At 56.3% G+C, this 16,634-nt stretch carries 14 protein-coding genes and 1 riboswitch; of the genes, 10 read left to right on the plus strand and 4 right to left on the minus strand.

Annotated elements, in window-relative coordinates; all coding sequences use genetic code 11:
• Positions 1-21: 21 nt before the first annotated feature.
• On the minus strand, positions 22-900 hold the full coding sequence (locus ACFPQ4_RS10875) for an MBL fold metallo-hydrolase (RefSeq protein ID WP_378111881.1): 879 nt from the start codon (positions 898-900) through the stop codon (positions 22-24).
• 108 nt (positions 901-1,008) lie between these two features.
• Positions 1,009-1,926, minus strand: coding sequence for an AraC family transcriptional regulator (locus tag ACFPQ4_RS10880; protein WP_378111882.1), 918 nt, complete (start codon positions 1,924-1,926; stop codon positions 1,009-1,011).
• A gap of 297 nt (positions 1,927-2,223) precedes the next feature.
• Here ACFPQ4_RS10880 and ACFPQ4_RS10885 point away from each other — a divergent pair, with 297 nt between their 5' ends.
• The 3 genes from ACFPQ4_RS10885 to ACFPQ4_RS10895 are packed head-to-tail and all read left to right on the plus strand — an operon-like array spanning position 2,224 to position 5,677.
• Positions 2,224-3,405 (plus strand): carboxylate--amine ligase, encoded by a 1,182-nt coding sequence (locus ACFPQ4_RS10885; RefSeq protein WP_378111883.1) that lies wholly within the window; start codon positions 2,224-2,226, stop codon positions 3,403-3,405.
• 49 nt (positions 3,406-3,454) lie between these two features.
• Positions 3,455-4,939 carry a Mur ligase family protein gene (locus ACFPQ4_RS10890; protein WP_378111884.1) on the plus strand — a complete coding sequence of 495 codons (1,485 nt, stop codon included), beginning with the start codon at positions 3,455-3,457 and terminating at the stop codon, positions 4,937-4,939.
• A 21-nt stretch (positions 4,940-4,960) separates the two neighbouring features.
• Entirely contained in the window at positions 4,961-5,677 is a 717-nt protein-coding gene (locus ACFPQ4_RS10895; protein ID WP_378111885.1) for an aspartate/glutamate racemase family protein, read from the plus strand.
• A 68-nt stretch (positions 5,678-5,745) separates the two neighbouring features.
• On the opposite strand, the gene ACFPQ4_RS10900 is transcribed toward ACFPQ4_RS10895, so the two are convergent.
• Both ACFPQ4_RS10900 and motA read right to left on the minus strand, forming a co-directional pair.
• Positions 5,746-6,561 (minus strand): flagellar motor protein MotB, encoded by an 816-nt coding sequence (locus ACFPQ4_RS10900; protein WP_378111886.1) that lies wholly within the window; start codon positions 6,559-6,561, stop codon positions 5,746-5,748.
• Positions 6,542-7,348: a flagellar motor stator protein MotA gene (gene motA, locus ACFPQ4_RS10905; RefSeq protein ID WP_378111887.1), complete on the minus strand. Its 807-nt coding sequence runs from the start codon at positions 7,346-7,348 to the stop codon at positions 6,542-6,544. The genes ACFPQ4_RS10900 and motA overlap by 20 nt, the downstream gene beginning before the upstream one ends.
• A 211-nt stretch (positions 7,349-7,559) precedes the next feature.
• Positions 7,560-7,748: riboswitch (cobalamin riboswitch) on the plus strand.
• Between the two features lie 332 nt (positions 7,749-8,080).
• Between motA and ACFPQ4_RS10910 the strand changes: the two genes are divergently transcribed.
• The 7 genes from ACFPQ4_RS10910 (at position 8,081) to ACFPQ4_RS10940 (ending at position 16,607) form a co-directional block, all read left to right on the plus strand.
• A complete protein-coding gene (locus ACFPQ4_RS10910; RefSeq protein ID WP_378111888.1) occupies positions 8,081-10,798 on the plus strand; it encodes an S-layer homology domain-containing protein in 2,718 nt (905 codons plus the stop codon).
• A gap of 45 nt (positions 10,799-10,843) precedes the next feature.
• Entirely contained in the window at positions 10,844-11,566 is a 723-nt protein-coding gene (locus tag ACFPQ4_RS10915; protein WP_378111889.1) for a DUF4430 domain-containing protein, read from the plus strand.
• The gene (locus ACFPQ4_RS10920; protein ID WP_378111890.1) at positions 11,563-12,456 is read left to right on the plus strand and encodes an energy-coupling factor transporter transmembrane component T; all 894 of its coding nucleotides are present in this window, start codon (positions 11,563-11,565) and stop codon (positions 12,454-12,456) included. The genes ACFPQ4_RS10915 and ACFPQ4_RS10920 overlap by 4 nt, the downstream gene beginning before the upstream one ends.
• Positions 12,429-14,108 carry an ABC transporter ATP-binding protein gene (locus ACFPQ4_RS10925; protein ID WP_378111891.1) on the plus strand — a complete coding sequence of 560 codons (1,680 nt, stop codon included), beginning with the start codon at positions 12,429-12,431 and terminating at the stop codon, positions 14,106-14,108. Before ACFPQ4_RS10920 ends, ACFPQ4_RS10925 begins: the two co-directional genes overlap by 28 nt.
• A complete protein-coding gene (locus ACFPQ4_RS10930; protein ID WP_378111892.1) occupies positions 14,105-15,004 on the plus strand; it encodes an ECF transporter S component in 900 nt (299 codons plus the stop codon). Before ACFPQ4_RS10925 ends, ACFPQ4_RS10930 begins: the two co-directional genes overlap by 4 nt.
• A gap of 92 nt (positions 15,005-15,096) precedes the next feature.
• Positions 15,097-15,705: a sigma-70 family RNA polymerase sigma factor gene (locus ACFPQ4_RS10935; protein ID WP_378111894.1), complete on the plus strand. Its 609-nt coding sequence runs from the start codon at positions 15,097-15,099 to the stop codon at positions 15,703-15,705.
• Complete coding sequence (locus tag ACFPQ4_RS10940; protein WP_378111895.1) at positions 15,684-16,607, plus strand: hypothetical protein; 924 nt, start codon at positions 15,684-15,686, stop codon at positions 16,605-16,607. The genes ACFPQ4_RS10935 and ACFPQ4_RS10940 overlap by 22 nt, the downstream gene beginning before the upstream one ends.
• The last annotated feature ends 27 nt before the right edge of the window (positions 16,608-16,634 follow it).

A 16,634-nucleotide genomic window follows, 5' to 3' on the forward strand; every position in this document is an offset into this window, starting at 1 on the left:
GGGGCTTCCCGACTGCTTTCTTTATTTCAGCATGTAATAGGCGGTGCCTTCTATCGCGTCGAGATCCGCGCGATCAATTGCAAGCTCGGTCGCCTCTCCGCGATCGTCCAACTTGGCTTTCTCAATAATATCCTTGATGGTTTCCGGCTCATAATGCGTCGGACTTATCACTTTAGGCTTGAGCTGCTCAATCACTTTAATCGTCGTATCTGGACTTGCGCCAAATTGAGGCTTATCCGAGAACCTTGTTAGGACGACGTCGATATGTCCAAGTTTATCGAGCTGCTCCTGCGCAATCTCAGGCTGGCCGAAATCGCCGAAGTGGGCGATTCGCAGGCCGTCTACCTCGAACACATAGATGTAATCGGTCTTGGAAACGCCGGAAATATACTCGCCCCCATGATTAGCCGGAATGGAAGTGACGGTAATGTCTTTGACCGTGAACGTCTCTTCCTTCATGAGCGACTTCCGCGCTTCGGTGTTTTTCACGAAATCGCTGTCGTTGTGGTCGAAATGACTATGACTGACGGTGATGATGTCGGCGTGAAGCGGGTTGTCTTTGTTCCAAAGCACGAAGGGATCAGCGATCGCTACGGTGCCCGACTTGGAGATGATCGCATAAGAGGCGTGGTAGGCGCCGCCTTTTTCGGGCGTAATGCTCTTGATTAGTGTCTTGCCTGTCGAATTGGCTAGCGGGTCAGCGTCCGCTACGTTGGCAGGTGAAGAGGCTGCCGAAGACGATGCGGCTACCGGTTCGGCTGAAGCGGACGACTCCGCGCTCGAGGAGGTCGGGCTTGCTTTCGCGGGTGAGTGTGCATTATTGCCGCCGCATGCCGAAAGAAGTGTAAGCAACAGGAAACAGCTAAATAATGATAAAGCGATATTGAATTTACGTTTCATAAGGATGGACCTCCCAATGTTCCAAGTTTGATGGGAACATTGTAGCCCGGAGCCTGAGGGATGCGTATAGCGAATCGACAATGAAAACAGGATTATCGGCAATTCGTGTTATTGGATCATGCGGCAGTGTAGGTTGCGGAATTCAGCGGGCGTGCAGCCGGCATGCTTGCGAAAGGTTCGGGTGAAATGAGAGCTGTCCTGGATGCCGACGCGAATCATGATTTCATCGGAAGGCAATAGCGTGCTGCGAAGCATAAAGCTTGCAGCTTGCATGCGGATCGCATTCAAATAAGCGATGATCGATAAGCCGGTGGCCGATTTAAATTGGTTGTTGAGCGTTGTTTTGTTCGTATGAAAAAGCTTGGTCAGCTCTTCAATCTTAATTTTACGAACGTAATTCAAATGCAGGTAGTCAATGACAGGCTGAATTTGCGAGTGCGATAAGTTGGGGATCGGAGCGCCCGAGCTAACGGTTGTCTCGGTAAGACGATGAACGATCGACAGCAGCTCGGATAAGATCGAGCGGCTACGGCAAGGCCAATGTTGGTCCGGTTGCCAGGATAATTGATAAGCGATCATATCGATCAATTGAGAAACATATGTAGCAGCTTGCGGATCAACAGGAGCAATCGCGGGCGTGTTCGACGAAAGCGGGAGGAGGGTCCGGTTAAACGGATCGAGATACCATAGATCTTGTTGATCCCTAATGGATGACGACCAATCTTGCGGATGAGGCAGAGCAAGCCCGAATGAGTCATTAATAACATTCGGATGGAATAGCACGGTTGAGGCCGTTATCGCGGATTCAGGCTGCAGGTGCAGCGATTCTCCGGCGTTCAGGCAGAAAATTGTTGGCGCCATGAGCGGATAAGTGTGCCCTCCGTAGCTATAAGTACCGTTGCCGTTAAAGACGATAAATAAACGGAATAGCTGATGCAACCCTATATCGGGATCAACAGTGTTCGTGCAATATATCGGATGTATATATCCGGGATAGATGGCATTGCCGACCGTGTATAATTTCATCGTCGTCACAGCTCCCGAAAGCGTATATATTGGACGACCCCCGCAGACGAATCCGCGAGGGTCTAATTTAATGAAGCGCAGCCGCGCGATTATTCATACATCATATTAAAATAAATTATAAGCGTTTTCATGCGGTTGTCAATGAATGGGGACTGCAGGATTCGAGATTTAAAGAGGCTTTGCAAAGCGGGGCTAGAGCCTTTTCCCATGCCCTCGGAAGCTTGTATTATGCGGGTTCATCAAGTAAAATTGGGATGATCTTATTGGCGAATTTTATCGATTGGGATGTGCTTAATTGTGAGCAACAAAGCCGTCGTTCTAGGATGCAATTATTATATAGGATTAAGCACGATTCGCTGTCTCGGCAAGCAAGGCGTACATACCGTCGGGGTCGATTATACGGATAAGAATACGTACGCGTTCGATTCCAAATACTGTTCCGAGAAGCTTATCGCTCCTTATTATAAGGATGATCAGGAAGGTTTCATTCGTTTCCTGAAGGACTACGCCAGCAAGCAAAGCGCTAAACCCGTCCTAATCCCTTGTCATGATAACTATGTTGAAGTAATCGATGCCCATCTGGACGAGCTTAAGGAATATTATTTGATACCGCAGACGGAACAGGGTCTCTATACGAAGCTGATGAACAAGGAAACGCTGCAAAAGATCGCGAGCGATCTAGGCGTGCCTACGCCGGAGACGGTACGCGTGAACGAGGCGGATTACTTGGAGCAAGTCGATCGGATTATCCAATATCCTTGCATCGTGAAGCCGACGGACTCGCCGGCTTTCGTCGCGAAGTTCCGCAAGAAGCTGTTCAAGGTCGCTAACCGGCAAGAGCTCGTTGACGCCGTCGGACAAGCTCACGCAGCGGGCTTGGAAGTCATTGTGCAGCGCATCATTCCAGGCTTCGACGACCATATGTACACGTTCGACGCTTATATGAACCAAGAGGGCAAAGTGACGCATTGGATGACGGCACAGAAGTATCGTCAGTATCCGATCAACTTCGGCGCCTCCGTCTACACGGGGCAGAAGTACGTACCCGAGCTTTACGATATCGGGGCGCCTTTCTTCGAAAAGGTAGGGTTCAAAGGATTCGCCGAAATCGAGTTCAAGAAAGACGCCGAGACCGGCACATACTACTTGATCGAGATTAACGTACGGATTACGAACTTCAACACGCTAATCAATAAAGCGGGTCTTAACATTCCGTATATCACCTATCGCGAGCTTACCGGCAATCCGCTTCCTCCGTCCGCTATCGAGAAGGATACGAATATCGTCTTCTGGTATGCGTACGAGGATCTGCTGGCGATCAGGGGTTACTTGAAAACGAAGCAGCTTACGTTCGGACAAGTGTTCCGGTCGCTCTTAAAGCGCAAAGCGCACTCCATCTGGAGCTGGAGCGATCCGAAGCCGTTCTTCTCCTTCGTCCGAATGCTTCGGGGCAAATACGCGAAGAGATCCAGCAGGTAACAAGGCTTTAACGGTTTGGTTTCTGGTTTCAGGAAGGGGATAACCGCAGATGGTATCGCTCAAGGAGCTTCTTACATCGCTTACAACGTTAGATTCGCGCGGGGACGCGGATATTCAGGTGTCTGGCATCGCGTACCATTCGCAGAAAGTATCCGAAGGCAACTTATTTGTCTGCGTCACCGGTTACAAGACGGACGGACATAAATATTTGGCGGGTGCGGCACAACGCGGCGCCGTGGCGGCGATCGTCGAGCGGTTCCAGGACGGCATCGACATTCCGCAAATCCGCGTGGCCGACAGCCGTATCGCGCTGGCGCGTCTGGGCGCGGCGTTCTACGGACGCCCGGCGGACAAGTTGAAGATGATGATCGGAATTACCGCGACGAACGGCAAGACGACGACTTCCTATATGGCGAACGCCATACTGGAAAACCACGGACTTAAGACCGGCTTGATCGGCACCGTCGTCATCAAGATCGACGACACGACGATTCCGGCCGAGCTTACGACGCCGGAATCGCTTGATTTGCAAGCTTATCTTGGCCAAATGGTCGACCGCGGCGTATCCCATGTGTGCATGGAAGTATCGTCCGCCGCGCTCGAGACCCATCGGGTCGAGCAGGTCGATTACGATATCGTGACGTTTAACAACTTGAGCCGCGAACATATCGACTCGCACGGCTCGTTCGAAAATTATTTTAAAGCGAAGTCCAGCTTGGTTCGCAACGCGGGCGCGCATGCGGCAGCCATTCTTAATTTGGACGATTCGTACTCCGCTTCCCTCGTAGGCGAGACGAAGGCTCAGGTCGTGACCTTCGGCGTGAAGAGCCGCGAAGGGCATATTTATTGCAAGGATCTCGATCTATCTACAGGAAGAGCGAGATTCAAGCTCGAGATCGTGAAGCCGTTCAACGTGAACGGCATCGACTTCGCGCCCGGCGAGTTCGAAGTGTCGCTCGGCGTGCCAGGGCTGCATTCGGTGTACAACTCGATGGTCGCGATCATTATCGCGCTGCTGTGCGGCGTGTCCGTAGAGACGATCCAGCGCACGCTTAGCGAGTTCCGGGGCGTAGAGCGCCGTTTCGAATTCATTCATGAGGGTGACTTCTCGATTATCGACGATCATTTTGCCAATCCCGGCAATATCAACGTTACGCTCGAGACGCTCCGCTTCATGGACTTCGAGCGCCTGCAGCTCGTATACGCGATCCGCGGCGATCGCGGACCGACCGTTAACCGCGAGAATGCCGAAGCGATCGTGGAATGGCTGGCCCGTCTGGAGATCAATGAGATTACGGCGACGAAGAGCATCTCGCACGTCACGTCCAAGGACAAGGTGTCGGACGAGGAAGAACGGGTATTCCGGGAAGTGATGGCCGCGGCGAACATCAAGGTGAACTTGTACGACGAGTTGCCGGACGCCATCGCCCATGCGCTGAGACAAGCCTCCAAAGGCGATTTGATCCTGCTGGCCGGCTGCCAAGGGATGGATCCCGGTGCGGCGATCGCTCGCGAGCTGTTGCTAGGCAAATAAGCATCAAAAGTAGGTTAAGCTATGGAACAGAAACGATTAGGCATTATTGGCGGCATGGGGTCGAAGGCTACCGCCGTTTTCTTGGATATGTTAGTCGACCATACGGCCGTGGAACGCGATCAAGACCATATCGACATGGTCATCTTGAACCATGCGTCGCTGCCGGACCGAACGACGGTTATTCTCTCCGGAGAAGGCGATCGCTTCTTGAACGCGGTGGAGAAAGACATTCGGCTGTTGGAGTACGCGGGCGTGTCGAATATCGCAATCCCGTGCAATACCTCGCACTATTTTTATAATGACATGCAAGCGATGACCGGCATCAACATCATCAACATGGTGGACGAGACGCTGCAAGAGATCGCGCGCCGCTACGAAGCGGGGAGCAAAGTGGGCATCTTGGCGACGACCGGCACGCTGCGCAGCGGCATCTACCGCGACGCTTGCGCGCGGAACCAGATGCGCTATCATGAGATCGACGATACGATACAAGCCGAAATCATGCGTATTATTTACGAAGACGTGAAGCGGGACAACGACATCAGCCCGGAGAAGCTCGAAGCGATCATCCGCAAGCTGGTTGACGAGAGCGAATGCCAATGCATCATTATCGCTTGCACGGAGCTTAGCTGCATTCCGCTGAGCGAGGAGACGCGGCCTTATTGTATCGACGCGATGGCGATGCTCGTGAAGCGCTCGATCGAATTGTCGGGCAAGACGACGGTAAATTTGGATTAATCGTTATACGGCGCATAAAGAAAAGCCTTCAATCCACGGCGGACGTGGGTTGAAGGCTTTATTCGTCGTTATTGCGAAGCGTCCGCCACTTGAACGGAAACCTCGTTGCTGCCCGTTGAATCTTGCTCGATGTACTTCCGCAAGATGGACACTTCTACGCGGCGATTTTTCGAGCGGCCTTCCACCGAATTGTTCGATTCGAGCGGACGGAACTCGCTGTAACCCGTAGCGCTGAAGCGGCTTGGGTCGAACTTCGCGTCCTCGAGCAAAATTTTCATGAAGTTCGTGGCGCGCTTCGTGCTAAGCTCCCAGTTAGACGGGAATTCCTTCGTGTTGATCGGCTGATTGTCGGTATGTCCGGCCACTTGAATCTCGTAGTCGGGATAGCCTTCTAGCATTTGCGCGATCGCGGATGCCAGCTTCTGCGCTTCCGGCTTCACGTCGGCGCTTGCCGATGCGAACAGGGCGTTGTCGCGGATCGTAATGAGCAATTGCGATTGGTTCAGCTGCGTCTCGAGTTGAGACGACAAGCCGTTCGCTTGAATGTATTTGTCGAGCTGCTGCTTCAGCTGCTCGAGATTCTGCTGTTCTTCTTGCTGAAGCTTCTCGCGGGTTTTGCCGTTGTCTTTACGCGTGCTATTCTCTTCTGTTCGGCGAACCCGGTTGTCTTCGTCCAATACCGATGCGTTGTCCAGAACCCCAACGCCGTTGCTGAAGGCGGTCTTGAACGCTTTGCTTAACTCTTCAAGCTTGGACGTGTTCACCGAGCTTACCGAATAGAGCACGATGAACAGGGCGAGCAACAACGTCATTAAGTCGGAATAAGGCAGTAGCCAGGATTCGTCCGGATGTTCCTCGTGGGGTTCATGCCGTTTTCTGCTCACCGCGCTCGTCCTCCTTCTCGTTGAACACCCGACGCTCCGTAGGAGTTAGGAAGACTAGGAGCTTCTGTTGAATGGCGATCGTCGATACGCCGGATTGAATGGAGAGAAGACCTTCGACCATCATGAGCTTCAGATCGACTTCGCGCTTGGACAAGCGCTTCAGCTTGTTCGCGATCGGATGCCACAGGACGTATCCGCTGAAAATACCGAGCAACGTAGCGATGAACGCGGCGGCAACGGCGTGCGCGAGCAATTCCATGTTGTCGAGGTTCTGCAATGCCGCGATCAGACCGATAACGGCGCCGAGTACCCCGAGCGTGGGCGCGTACATACCGGCTTGAGCGAAAATTAGCGCGCCGGAACGGTGACGATCCTCGGTTGCGGAAATATCCTCGAGAAGGACATCTCTAACGAAGTCCTGGTCGTTGCCGTCAATGATCATCCGCATGCCGCCCTTAAGGAAATGGTCTTCGATTTCCTCGACGCGGGCTTCAAGCGCCAGCAAGCCTTCGCGGCGAGTAATGGTCGCCCATTCCATGAACATGTAGATGAGTTGCTCGCGCGGAAGCAGTACAGGCTCCGAGAACGTAATCTTGAACAGCTTCGGAATCTTCTTAAGGTCTTGCATAGGGAAAGCCACGAAAATGGATGCGGCTGTTCCGACGAAAATAATAATGTACGCCGCCGGATTGTTGATCAGGCTGACTAACGGCGCCCCCTTGAGGTACATCCCGAACAGCAGAGCCACTAAGCCGACAGATAATCCTATAATTGTTGAATTTTTCATGGTACACCCCAGTATATGTAAGGATTAATTGAAGACGAGATGAGCACGTGCAAGCTGAAGCGACACGTTAATAGGTTTATCGACATTCCGTGCGCAAAGCTTTAGAGGTTAAACAGGATTTTCGCAGTTATTCGGAATTTATTCGTCGGACATTACTAGGACCGCGGCATATGGACAGTGCCCACATCGCGTGATAAGATGGCTACACAAGTGAATTCGGCGGAAAACAGGTGCTCGCAAGAGCTTAATAGAGAAGTTCGGTGCAAAACCGACGCGGTCCCGCCACTGTCCATGGGGAGCGAACCGGATTAGCCACTGCGCGCGTCGTCAGACGCGGGTGGGAAGGCCCGGCAAGCGATGATCCAGGAGCCAGGAAACCTACCTGTTTTCGACAAACACCCGATAACCTACGAGGAATAGGGGAGGTGTGGCGGCATTCGCTGCGATCGCGCGGCAGGTTAGAGTTGGGCGAGCGTCAGCGAAGCACTAGGCAGAGGATCCGTATCCGTTACGGGCTAACCGTCTGCCGTTCGCGCATCGGCGCGATTCGAAGTGTGTGCCATCACGCAAACATCCCTCGGTCTTTGGGGGATGTTTTTTTGTTGTTCATACGAATGGGGAAGCTGAACATTCACTTGATGCAGGTGCCCGGGAGGGCAATGAGTCGAGGGGGAGATCGGTTTGATAGCGGGAGTATCAGGGGAAAAGAATAGGTTCATAGGTTCGAGGTTCATGCGGGCGTTGCTGAGCTCCGTATTGGCATTGGTCGTCTTGCTGCAAGGTGCGTTGGGGGCTTTTGCGGGAAGCGCGCATGCGGAAGAAGCGGCTGGCGTCGCGCCGACGCGGGCGCAAGTAACGGAAGCGCTCGGCCAACTGCAAGGCTTGCTGGGGAAACCGTCGGAGCCGGCCAACGACTGGATCGCTTTCGGACTCGCGCGTTCGGGCAAACCGATCGCGGACCGATACATGAAGGTGGCGGAGCAGAGCGTTACGGACGGAAGCCTTCGTCTCGTGACCGACTTCGCGCGCGTCGCGCTGGCGGTTAACGCGAGCGGCGGCGATGCGACGAGCATCGGCGAGGGGCATAGCAACCTGCCCGCGAAAATCGCGAATTTCGAGAAAATGACGGCGCAAGGGCCGAACGCGCCCGCTTACGCGCTGATCGCGCTAGATGCGACGGGTTACGAGCCGGGAGCCGGCGCGACTTGGACGCGGGATAAGCTGATCAAGTGGTTGGTGGACAATCGGAACGCCGACGGCGGATGGTCGCTAGCTCCGGGCAAGAGCGACGTAGACGTTACGGGAATCGTGCTTACGGCGCTCGCGCCTTATCAAGATCGCGCGGACGTGCGCGGCATTGTCGATGCGGCGTTGACGTGGTTGTCCGCGGCACAGCGTTCGACGGGCGGCTTCGGCAATCCGACGGAATCGAGCGAGAGCTCGGTACAAGTGTTGGTTGCGCTGACTTCTCTCGGCATCGATCCTATTAAGGATACGAGATTCCAAAAGAACGGCGTGTCGGCGCTGGCTCGGCTGCTGGAATTCCGCCAAGCGGACGGACGGTTCGCGCACGCGGTAGACGGCAAAGCCGACGCGATGTCGACGTTCTATGCGCTGCTCGGGTTGACGGCGGTAGATCGCTGGCAGGATGGACTGCCCGGTTTGTATGCAGGGCTAGGAGCTACCGGCAAAGCGTCGGTCGTCGTCAACGGGTTAAGCGGCACGATCGCAAGCGGATCGGTGAACGGCAAGACGGCGCTTGAGGCTCTCGTAAACGTAGTAAAATCTAGCGGTACGCCATATACGATTACTAGGCACCCGCAATTCGGACCGTATCCAACAATGGTCGGGGGCGTCGAGAACGCGAGCCTCGGCGGATACGATGGCTGGCAGTTCGCGGTGAAGCGCGACGGCGCTTGGGTCACCATCGTCGAAGGCATGGGAACGTTCCAGCTTAAAGCCGGCGATCAAATGTACGTCTATTACGGAGATATCGGCACGCAGCTCATTCATTCGGTGACGATAGATCCGGTTAAGCCGCGCGAGAACCAGCCGGTAACCGTCCGAGTAGACAAGGAAACGTACGATTGGGACACCGGCAAAGTTATCGTCGGTCCGGCCGCTAAGGCGACCGTAAAGATCGGCGACCAAGTTGCCGTAACGGGCGATAACGGCGTCACGACGTTCACTTTGAAGGCGCAAGGCGAGTTGACCACATCCGTGACCGGATATGCGAGCGGCAAAGCGCCGACTTACTTGGCATGGGAGTCCAAAATTCAAGTAGATGCCTACGAGATGCGGGTTAGCGTTCGCGTGGAAGGCGACGCCGGAGCGATCGCATCCGGCTCGGCCAAAGGCGGAACGGCGCTGGAAGCCGTGGAAACGATGCTTAAAGCGGCCGGGGTTCAATACGACGTGAAGACGTTAAGCTTCGGCAAATATATCGACTCGATCGCCGGTGTAGCCGGAGCAAAGTACGGCGGCTATGACGGTTGGTATTACGCGGTCCATAGGGACGGTTGGTGGGTTTACCCTACGGTGGGCGTTGACGCGTTTATGCTCGAGGACGGCGACGAAATTCTTGTATATTACGGCGGGGATGCGACAAAGCTGGCGGAGCCGATTGCGATTAACCCTTCGCAACCGCTGCCGGGGCAAGATTTCGCCGTCAAGGTGACGAACTTCCCTTGGAGTTGGACTAATGGTTATGATACAACGCAACCCCTTGGGCAGCCGCTTGCGGGCGTGACTGTCACGGTGGGGACGAGTACGGCGGTAACAGACGCTAAAGGCAAGGCAACGTTCAAGGGCTTAAAGGAAGGCCTGTACGCGATTCAAGCTACGGGTTATGCGAAGGACGCTGCGCCTAACGTCGTGCGCGCGGTAGCGCCGCTAGCGGTAACCGGTCATTACGTGGACGAAAAGAACGTTGCGCAATGGGCGCAGTCCGGCGTTCGCATTGCCAGGGCATCGGGCGTCATGCGTGGCATTGGCGATTCGGCGGATGCAAGCTTCAAGCCGAAGCAGGCGGTTACGCGCGCTGAGTTCGTGTCCGCGCTAGTTCGCACGCTTGGTCTGAAGGCGGAAGCCGGAGCTACGGCGTTCACCGATGTGCCGGCGAAGGCATGGTACGCCGGGGATGTCGCGGCAGCGGTGAAAGCGGGGCTTGCGAGCGGCGTGTCGAAGACGAAGTTCGCGCCGGACGCGACGCTGACGAGAGAGCAAGCGGCGGTCTTGCTGACGCGCGCGCTTAAATTGAAGGCGGATGGAACCGTTGCGCTGAAGGATGCCAAGCAAGTGAGTGCCGGAGCTGTCGACTCGGTACAAGCGGTAATTGCGAACGGCTGGATGACGGCTAATGCGGGAAGCTTCTCGCCTAAGGCAGTGCTGACGCGCGAAGAGGCTGCGGTCATCGCATCCCGCATCGTTATCGCGAATCGCGTGAAATAAGCAGCGTAAGTATAGATGAGGACTTTGGAGAGAGGAGGGGGAGCAATGGGGAGGAAAATGGGGGCGTTGCTACGTTGCGTTGTCGCATTGCTGGTTGCGATGGCGGTGTTAGCAGGTTGCTCGGGCGTCAACGCGAACAATGCAGGTAAGCAGCCTGTGGTGTCGGCTAGTGTGGAATCGCAAATTGCACCGGTTGCGAGCGAAGAGGCTGCCGGGTCATCCGCCGAATCGGGGAACTCGCCCGTTGCGTCCCCTGACTCTTCGCAAGAGGTAGAATCAGATGCTACTGGCGAGATGGTTAAGGGAGCTGAGGAATCGGCATTGCCAAGTGCTGTTGCGCCGTCGGATGTTGGGTCGGCTGGCGGGAAGGCCGGGGCTGAGAAGCCTGCGGCTTCGGATTCGGCAACGCCGGTCGTAGAGGAAGTAACCTTTTCGATTATCGGGAATGAAGAATGGGGTACGATCGTCGACGCGGAGCAGGTGACCCTGAAGGATGGGGATACCGCCTCGTCCGTGCTGAAGCGGGTCGCTAAAGCGCATCGGCTTGCGTACGAAATTCGCGGCAGCGGCGCGATGACTTATATAGAAGGAATCGACGGTTTATACGAATTCGACAACGGTCCGACGAGCGGGTGGAAGTTCCGCGTGAACGGCGCCGTGCCGGATATCGGAGCGGGTTCGTACGAGCTTAAGTCGGGAGACCGGCTCGAGTGGCTCTACGTCGAGAGCGATGAGCTTGCCGCATCCGGAGAGGGGTCGGCGCCATGAGCGAGGGCTTCGGATTCCGATCGTTACATCCTATCGTACTGCTCGTCTACTATGCCGGAGGGATAACCTTCGGCATGTTGCTGTTTCATCCGGTGTTGCTCGCGGTGGCTTGGATAGCCGCAATCGTCGTCAATGTGCACTTGGACAGCGGGCGGGAATGGCGGCGATGGAGCATCCCGATGATCACCGGGTTCGTGCTCATTATGGTGACCAATCCGATTCTGTCCCATCGCGGGAGAACGGTTATCACGTACATCGGGGATATGCCGTTGACGCTAGAGTCGGTCGTCTACGGTATGACGCTGGCGTTGTCGATATTGTTCGTATTGACGCTGTTCGTCTCGTACCGGCTCGTCATGACGGAGCAGAAGTTCCTATTTCTGTTCACGAAAGTATCGCCGAAGGCAGCTCTCGTCACTATGATGGCGACCGGCTTAGTTCCGCGGCTTCGCAGACGTATGAGCGAGCTGATGCTTATTCAGCGAACGCGCGGCATGACGGTGCTGGAGGGATCGCTGGCGACGCGGGCTAGGAATGGCGCGAGAATCGTCGGCACGCTGCTTGCGTGGACACTGGAGGATGCGCTTCAGACGGCGGACTCGATGCAGGCGAGAGGGTACGGAACGGGGCCGCGCAGCTCGTACTTGGGCTATCGTTTTCGCGCGCGGGATGGCTGGACGCTAGGCGGTTTGGCTATCTGCGCGGGCATCGTTATTGCGGCTTGGGGAAGCGGGAACGGCACGATGAACATTTACCCTAAGCTCGGGAGCTTCCGGTTAGGTGCGGGAGATATCGTGGCAATGGCTAGTTATATCGGATTTATATTACTGCCGCTAGGCTTGGAATGGAGGGACCGCAGAACATGGCGCATCTTGGCCTCGAACAAGTAACTTTCGCTTATCCGGATGCGGCTAGTTCTGCGCTCTCCGCCGTGACGTTGGGCGTGGGGCGCGGTGAGTTCGTCGTGCTGTGCGGTCCGTCCGGCAGCGGCAAGTCGACGTTGCTTCGGCTGCTAAAGCGGGAAGTGTCGCCGGGAGGCCGCATGAGCGGTGCGATCGTCCTGGACGGCGTGCCGCTGCAGGATTGGCCGGCGCGGGAGCTTGCCGCGCAGATCGGGCTTGTCATGCAACAGCCGGACAATCAGCTCGTTGTCGATACGGTGGAGCATGAGCTGGCGTTCGGCATGGAGAATTTCGGAGTGCCGCAGGGCGCTATGCGTCGCAGATTGGCGGAGATGGCCGGCTTCTTCGGCCTCGAGCCGCTGCTGGACCGGCGCACGGATGAGCTGTCCGGCGGGCAGAAGCAGCTCGTGAACTTGGCGGCGGCGATTATGCTGCAGCCGCGAGTGTTGCTGCTCGACGAGCCGCTGGCGCAGCTCGATCCGCTCGCGGCGCGGGAGCTGCTCGGGATGATCAAGCGGCTGAACGACGAGTGGGGCATTACGGTTATTATGAGCGAGCATCGTATAGACGACTTGTTGCCGCTGGCGGATCGGGTCGTTCGCATGGAGAAGGGGCGGATCGTGTTCAACGGCGAGCCGCGGGCATTTGCGCGCGAAGCGTGGCAGCGGCGGGACGCGCATTGGGACGCGGCGCTGCCGTCGGTTACGCGGTGGGCGCTGGCGCGAGAGGCGGCGATCGCGGAGCCGCCGCTTACGGTAAAGGAAGCGCGCGCTTGGCTGGCGCAGGCGGGGAGTCTGCCACGGGCGGGTGCGTCGCGGGAGCCTCGCCTGAGCGAAGGGGATAGCGCGCCGTCGCGGGAGACTAGCGGTGGTGGCAATGGCAGCGTTCCGCTACTTGCCGCCGACCAGCTCTTCTTCGCCTACGACAAGCGATCCCCGGCGGTGCTGCGGGGATTGGACTGGCGCGTCGCTCGCGGCGACTGGGTCGCGCTGTTCGGCGGCAACGGCAGCGGCAAGTCGACGCTGCTCCAGCTGCTCGCCGGACTGCGCGAGCCGCTACGGGGTAACGTGCGGCTGGACGGCACGCCGCTCGCCCGCATGAAATCGAAAGCCAAGTTCGCCGCTATCGGCTATTTGGCCCAAAATCCGCTGCTGCACTACGCGCACGAGAGTTTGCTCGCCGACTTGACGGCGGCAGCTGCCCGCGCCGGTGCGGCGAACGCAGACCGGGAAGCACGCGACATCGCGGACCGCTTCGGTCTCGGCGATCTGCTAAGCCGCCATCCGCACGACTTGAGCGGCGGCGAGCAGCAGCTCGGCGCGCTGGCGATGACGCTGCTGGGCAAGCCGCAGCTGCTGCTACTCGACGAGCCGACGAAGGGGCTCGACCCTTACGTGAAAGCGACGCTCGGCTCGCATCTACAAAGCATCCACCGCCAAGGCACGACGCTGCTCATGGCGACGCACGACGTGGAATTCGCCGCGGCTTACGCGAATCGCTGCGCGCTGCTGTTCCACGGCGAGATCGTCGCGGACGGTCAGCCGGAGCCGTTCTTCGAAGGCAACGTGTTCTACGCGCCGCCGCTCCATCGCCTGATGGCGGATGGCCATGCGCATAGGGAGGTGGCTACGCAACGATGACGACACCGACGTCGATATCAACACCGCAACCGTCACCGCAACTGTCACCGACATCACCAATTGGGCAACATGAAACGACAACTCCGCCATCGATACCGCTACCAACATCGACACCGGCATCCCATGGCGGCCGCATTGCAGCATCGACACCGCCATCACCAACCCGCCGCTCCAAGCGGCTATCCGCGAAGCTACTCATCGCGTCGATCGCCGCGGCCTACATCGCTCTAGCCTACATGGCGCTAGAGCGGGGCAATTCGCTGCTCATCGGCCTAGTGCTCGTGCTGCTGTCGATGATTCCGTTCGCCCTGCGCTTCGAGCGCCGGGAACGCAAAGCCCGCGAGCTAATGCTGATCGCGGTCATGGCAGCGGTCGCGACGGTGAGCCGAATCCCGTTCGCCGCGCTGCTTCCGGGCTTCACGCCGGTTACGTTCATCGTCATCATCTCCGGCGTCGTGTTCGGCGCGGAAGCGGGCTGGATGGTCGGCGCCACCGTCGGACTGGTGTCGAACTTCTTCCTCGGTCAAGGACCTTGGACGCCGTGGCAGATGTTCGCCTGGGGCATGGCCGGCTATACGGCGGGACTGTTCGCACACCGCAGCGAATGGCGCCGCAAACGGATTCCGCTCGCGTTGTTCGGGCTTGCGTGGGGCTTTCTTTTCGGCTGGATTATGAACTTGACGCTCGCGCTCGATCAATGGATGCAGACGCACTCGTGGGACGCGGTCATCGCCAAGTACGTGCTCGGCATGCCGTTCGAGATTATCCATGCGACGGCCAACGTGTTCTTCTTGACGGTGTTCGCGCCTTCGTGGATTCGATTGTTGGAGCGATATCGACGCAAGTATGGAACGTTGGAGCGAGTCGAGACAATTCCCTTAACGACCACAACCTAACCCGGTTGTGGTTTTTTGCTGTCCCCATACCCAAAATAAATCGAACGCTCTTCCAATAATTTGCTAATGTTAGCTATAAGAGGGGGTGCGATATGCAAGAACAAGCGCAAGATCAGGACGACGTACAGCACTGGATCGGGCGTCACTTGGACGGGGATCCGAACGCCTTCGAGTCCATCTACGATTTGACCATATTGAAGGTGTACAAACTGGTCTACTTCCTCATCGGGCGCAAGGCGGAGGCGGACGATATCGTGCAGAACGTGTATACGCAGCTGTTCCGTTTTTTCCATACCTACGACCGTGCGCGCCCTTTCGATAAATGGTTGAACGGAATCGTAGTTCGCCAGGTGAGCGACTACAAGCGAAAGCATTGGAAGCTGACCCGTCTGTTGGACAAAGCCAAGCGATTCGAGAGCGCGGAGGAGGCGGATTTCGCGGGAACCGTCGTCGATAACGTGGCGAACGAGCTTCTGCTCCATCAGATCAATGCGCTTCCTCTCAAATATAAGACGGTGCTCATTCTTCATTATTTGAACGGCTATACGCATGCGGAAGTGGCTGACTTACTCGGCATTCCCACCGGCACGGTGAAATCAAGATTGAACGCAGGCTTGGAAAAGCTGCGCAAAAAACAGGCGATCTGGAACCTGTCGCCCGGGAAGGACGTGAAGGATGCATGGATATTGAGAACGAAGTAAGAGAAGCGATTGTGCTCAAGGGACATTCCATCCGGCCGCCCGAGTATTTGAAAGACAAGGTGCTCCGCAAAGTGCGCGCCGAAGCCAATAAGATCAGCTTGATCGGCCGCTATCGTCAGTTAACATGGACAGTGCGGATCGCGATTTTCGCTATGGCGCTGGTCATCTTGAGCGGATTCACTTACGCAGCGACTACTTATTTTCACTATATGGATTTGCGAAATAGCAAAGGTCAGATCCAGCACAGGCTATTCGTCGGGGAACCGAAAGATTTCGAAGGGATTCCAACCTCGACCGGCGGATGGAGATTTTACGATCCCAAGCTATCGGAGAAGGTTAACGAGGCGGCATTGCTCATTAACTACGATTATTCCTCGTGGCCGGCCACTTTAGATGATCTAAGGAAGGTTTTTCCGGAATTTAAAATGCCGACAAGCTACCGGTTGGTTTTTGCTGAAGTGGCTTACGGGTACGACGATTTAACGGAACCGGAACAATCCGCTTTGAAAGCCGAGGCCATCAAGGAACAACGTCGAATCGATAAGAGTCTCGTTAAATCGAAGGACATCGACGGCGTCCAGCTTCACTATGTCAATGGCGCGGATTTGTTCACGCTCAGAGTGCTCAGCTTTAATAATGACGATGCAGTCGGCTGGTTCAGGAACAAGTACGGCCTGACGCAGCAGTTCTTTACGTTCCCCAACGAGGACACGCTGCAAGAGCGGGTCTCCATCGGACAGTATGATGCTTCCTATGTCCGCAACGGCGTTTTCCAGGCTGTCGTATGGGAAGAGGAGGAGCATAAGCTTCAATATACGGTCGTGAGCCAGGATCAAGGACGCACGAAGGAAGAGCTTATGGCTATCGCCAGCGAATTGGAGTATCCGTCGGGGACGAAGTAGGCTGATCGGGAAAATACTTAATCATTG

The sequence above is a fragment of the Cohnella yongneupensis genome (assembly GCF_042655785.1).
Lineage (GTDB): Bacteria > Bacillota > Bacilli > Paenibacillales > Paenibacillaceae > Cohnella > Cohnella yongneupensis.

What these genes read in the sequence shown, in the direction of transcription:
- ACFPQ4_RS10910 (WP_378111888.1), top strand. Translation starts at nt 8,081, where the DNA reads ATGCGGGCGTTGCTGAGCTCCGTATTGGCATTGGTCGTCTTGCTGCAA.
- ACFPQ4_RS10920 (WP_378111890.1), top strand. Translation starts at nt 11,563, where the DNA reads ATGAGCGAGGGCTTCGGATTCCGATCGTTACATCCTATCGTACTGCTC.
- ACFPQ4_RS10930 (WP_378111892.1), top strand. Translation starts at nt 14,105, where the DNA reads ATGACGACACCGACGTCGATATCAACACCGCAACCGTCACCGCAACTG.
- ACFPQ4_RS10925 (WP_378111891.1), top strand. Translation starts at nt 12,429, where the DNA reads ATGGCGCATCTTGGCCTCGAACAAGTAACTTTCGCTTATCCGGATGCG.
- ACFPQ4_RS10875 (WP_378111881.1), bottom strand. Translation starts at nt 900, where the DNA reads ATGAAACGTAAATTCAATATCGCTTTATCATTATTTAGCTGTTTCCTG.
- motA (WP_378111887.1), bottom strand. Translation starts at nt 7,348, where the DNA reads ATGAAAAATTCAACAATTATAGGATTATCTGTCGGCTTAGTGGCTCTG.
- ACFPQ4_RS10880 (WP_378111882.1), bottom strand. Translation starts at nt 1,926, where the DNA reads ATGAAATTATACACGGTCGGCAATGCCATCTATCCCGGATATATACAT.
- ACFPQ4_RS10895 (WP_378111885.1), top strand. Translation starts at nt 4,961, where the DNA reads ATGGAACAGAAACGATTAGGCATTATTGGCGGCATGGGGTCGAAGGCT.
- ACFPQ4_RS10940 (WP_378111895.1), top strand. Translation starts at nt 15,684, where the DNA reads ATGGATATTGAGAACGAAGTAAGAGAAGCGATTGTGCTCAAGGGACAT.
- ACFPQ4_RS10915 (WP_378111889.1), top strand. Translation starts at nt 10,844, where the DNA reads ATGGGGAGGAAAATGGGGGCGTTGCTACGTTGCGTTGTCGCATTGCTG.
- ACFPQ4_RS10890 (WP_378111884.1), top strand. Translation starts at nt 3,455, where the DNA reads ATGGTATCGCTCAAGGAGCTTCTTACATCGCTTACAACGTTAGATTCG.
- ACFPQ4_RS10935 (WP_378111894.1), top strand. Translation starts at nt 15,097, where the DNA reads ATGCAAGAACAAGCGCAAGATCAGGACGACGTACAGCACTGGATCGGG.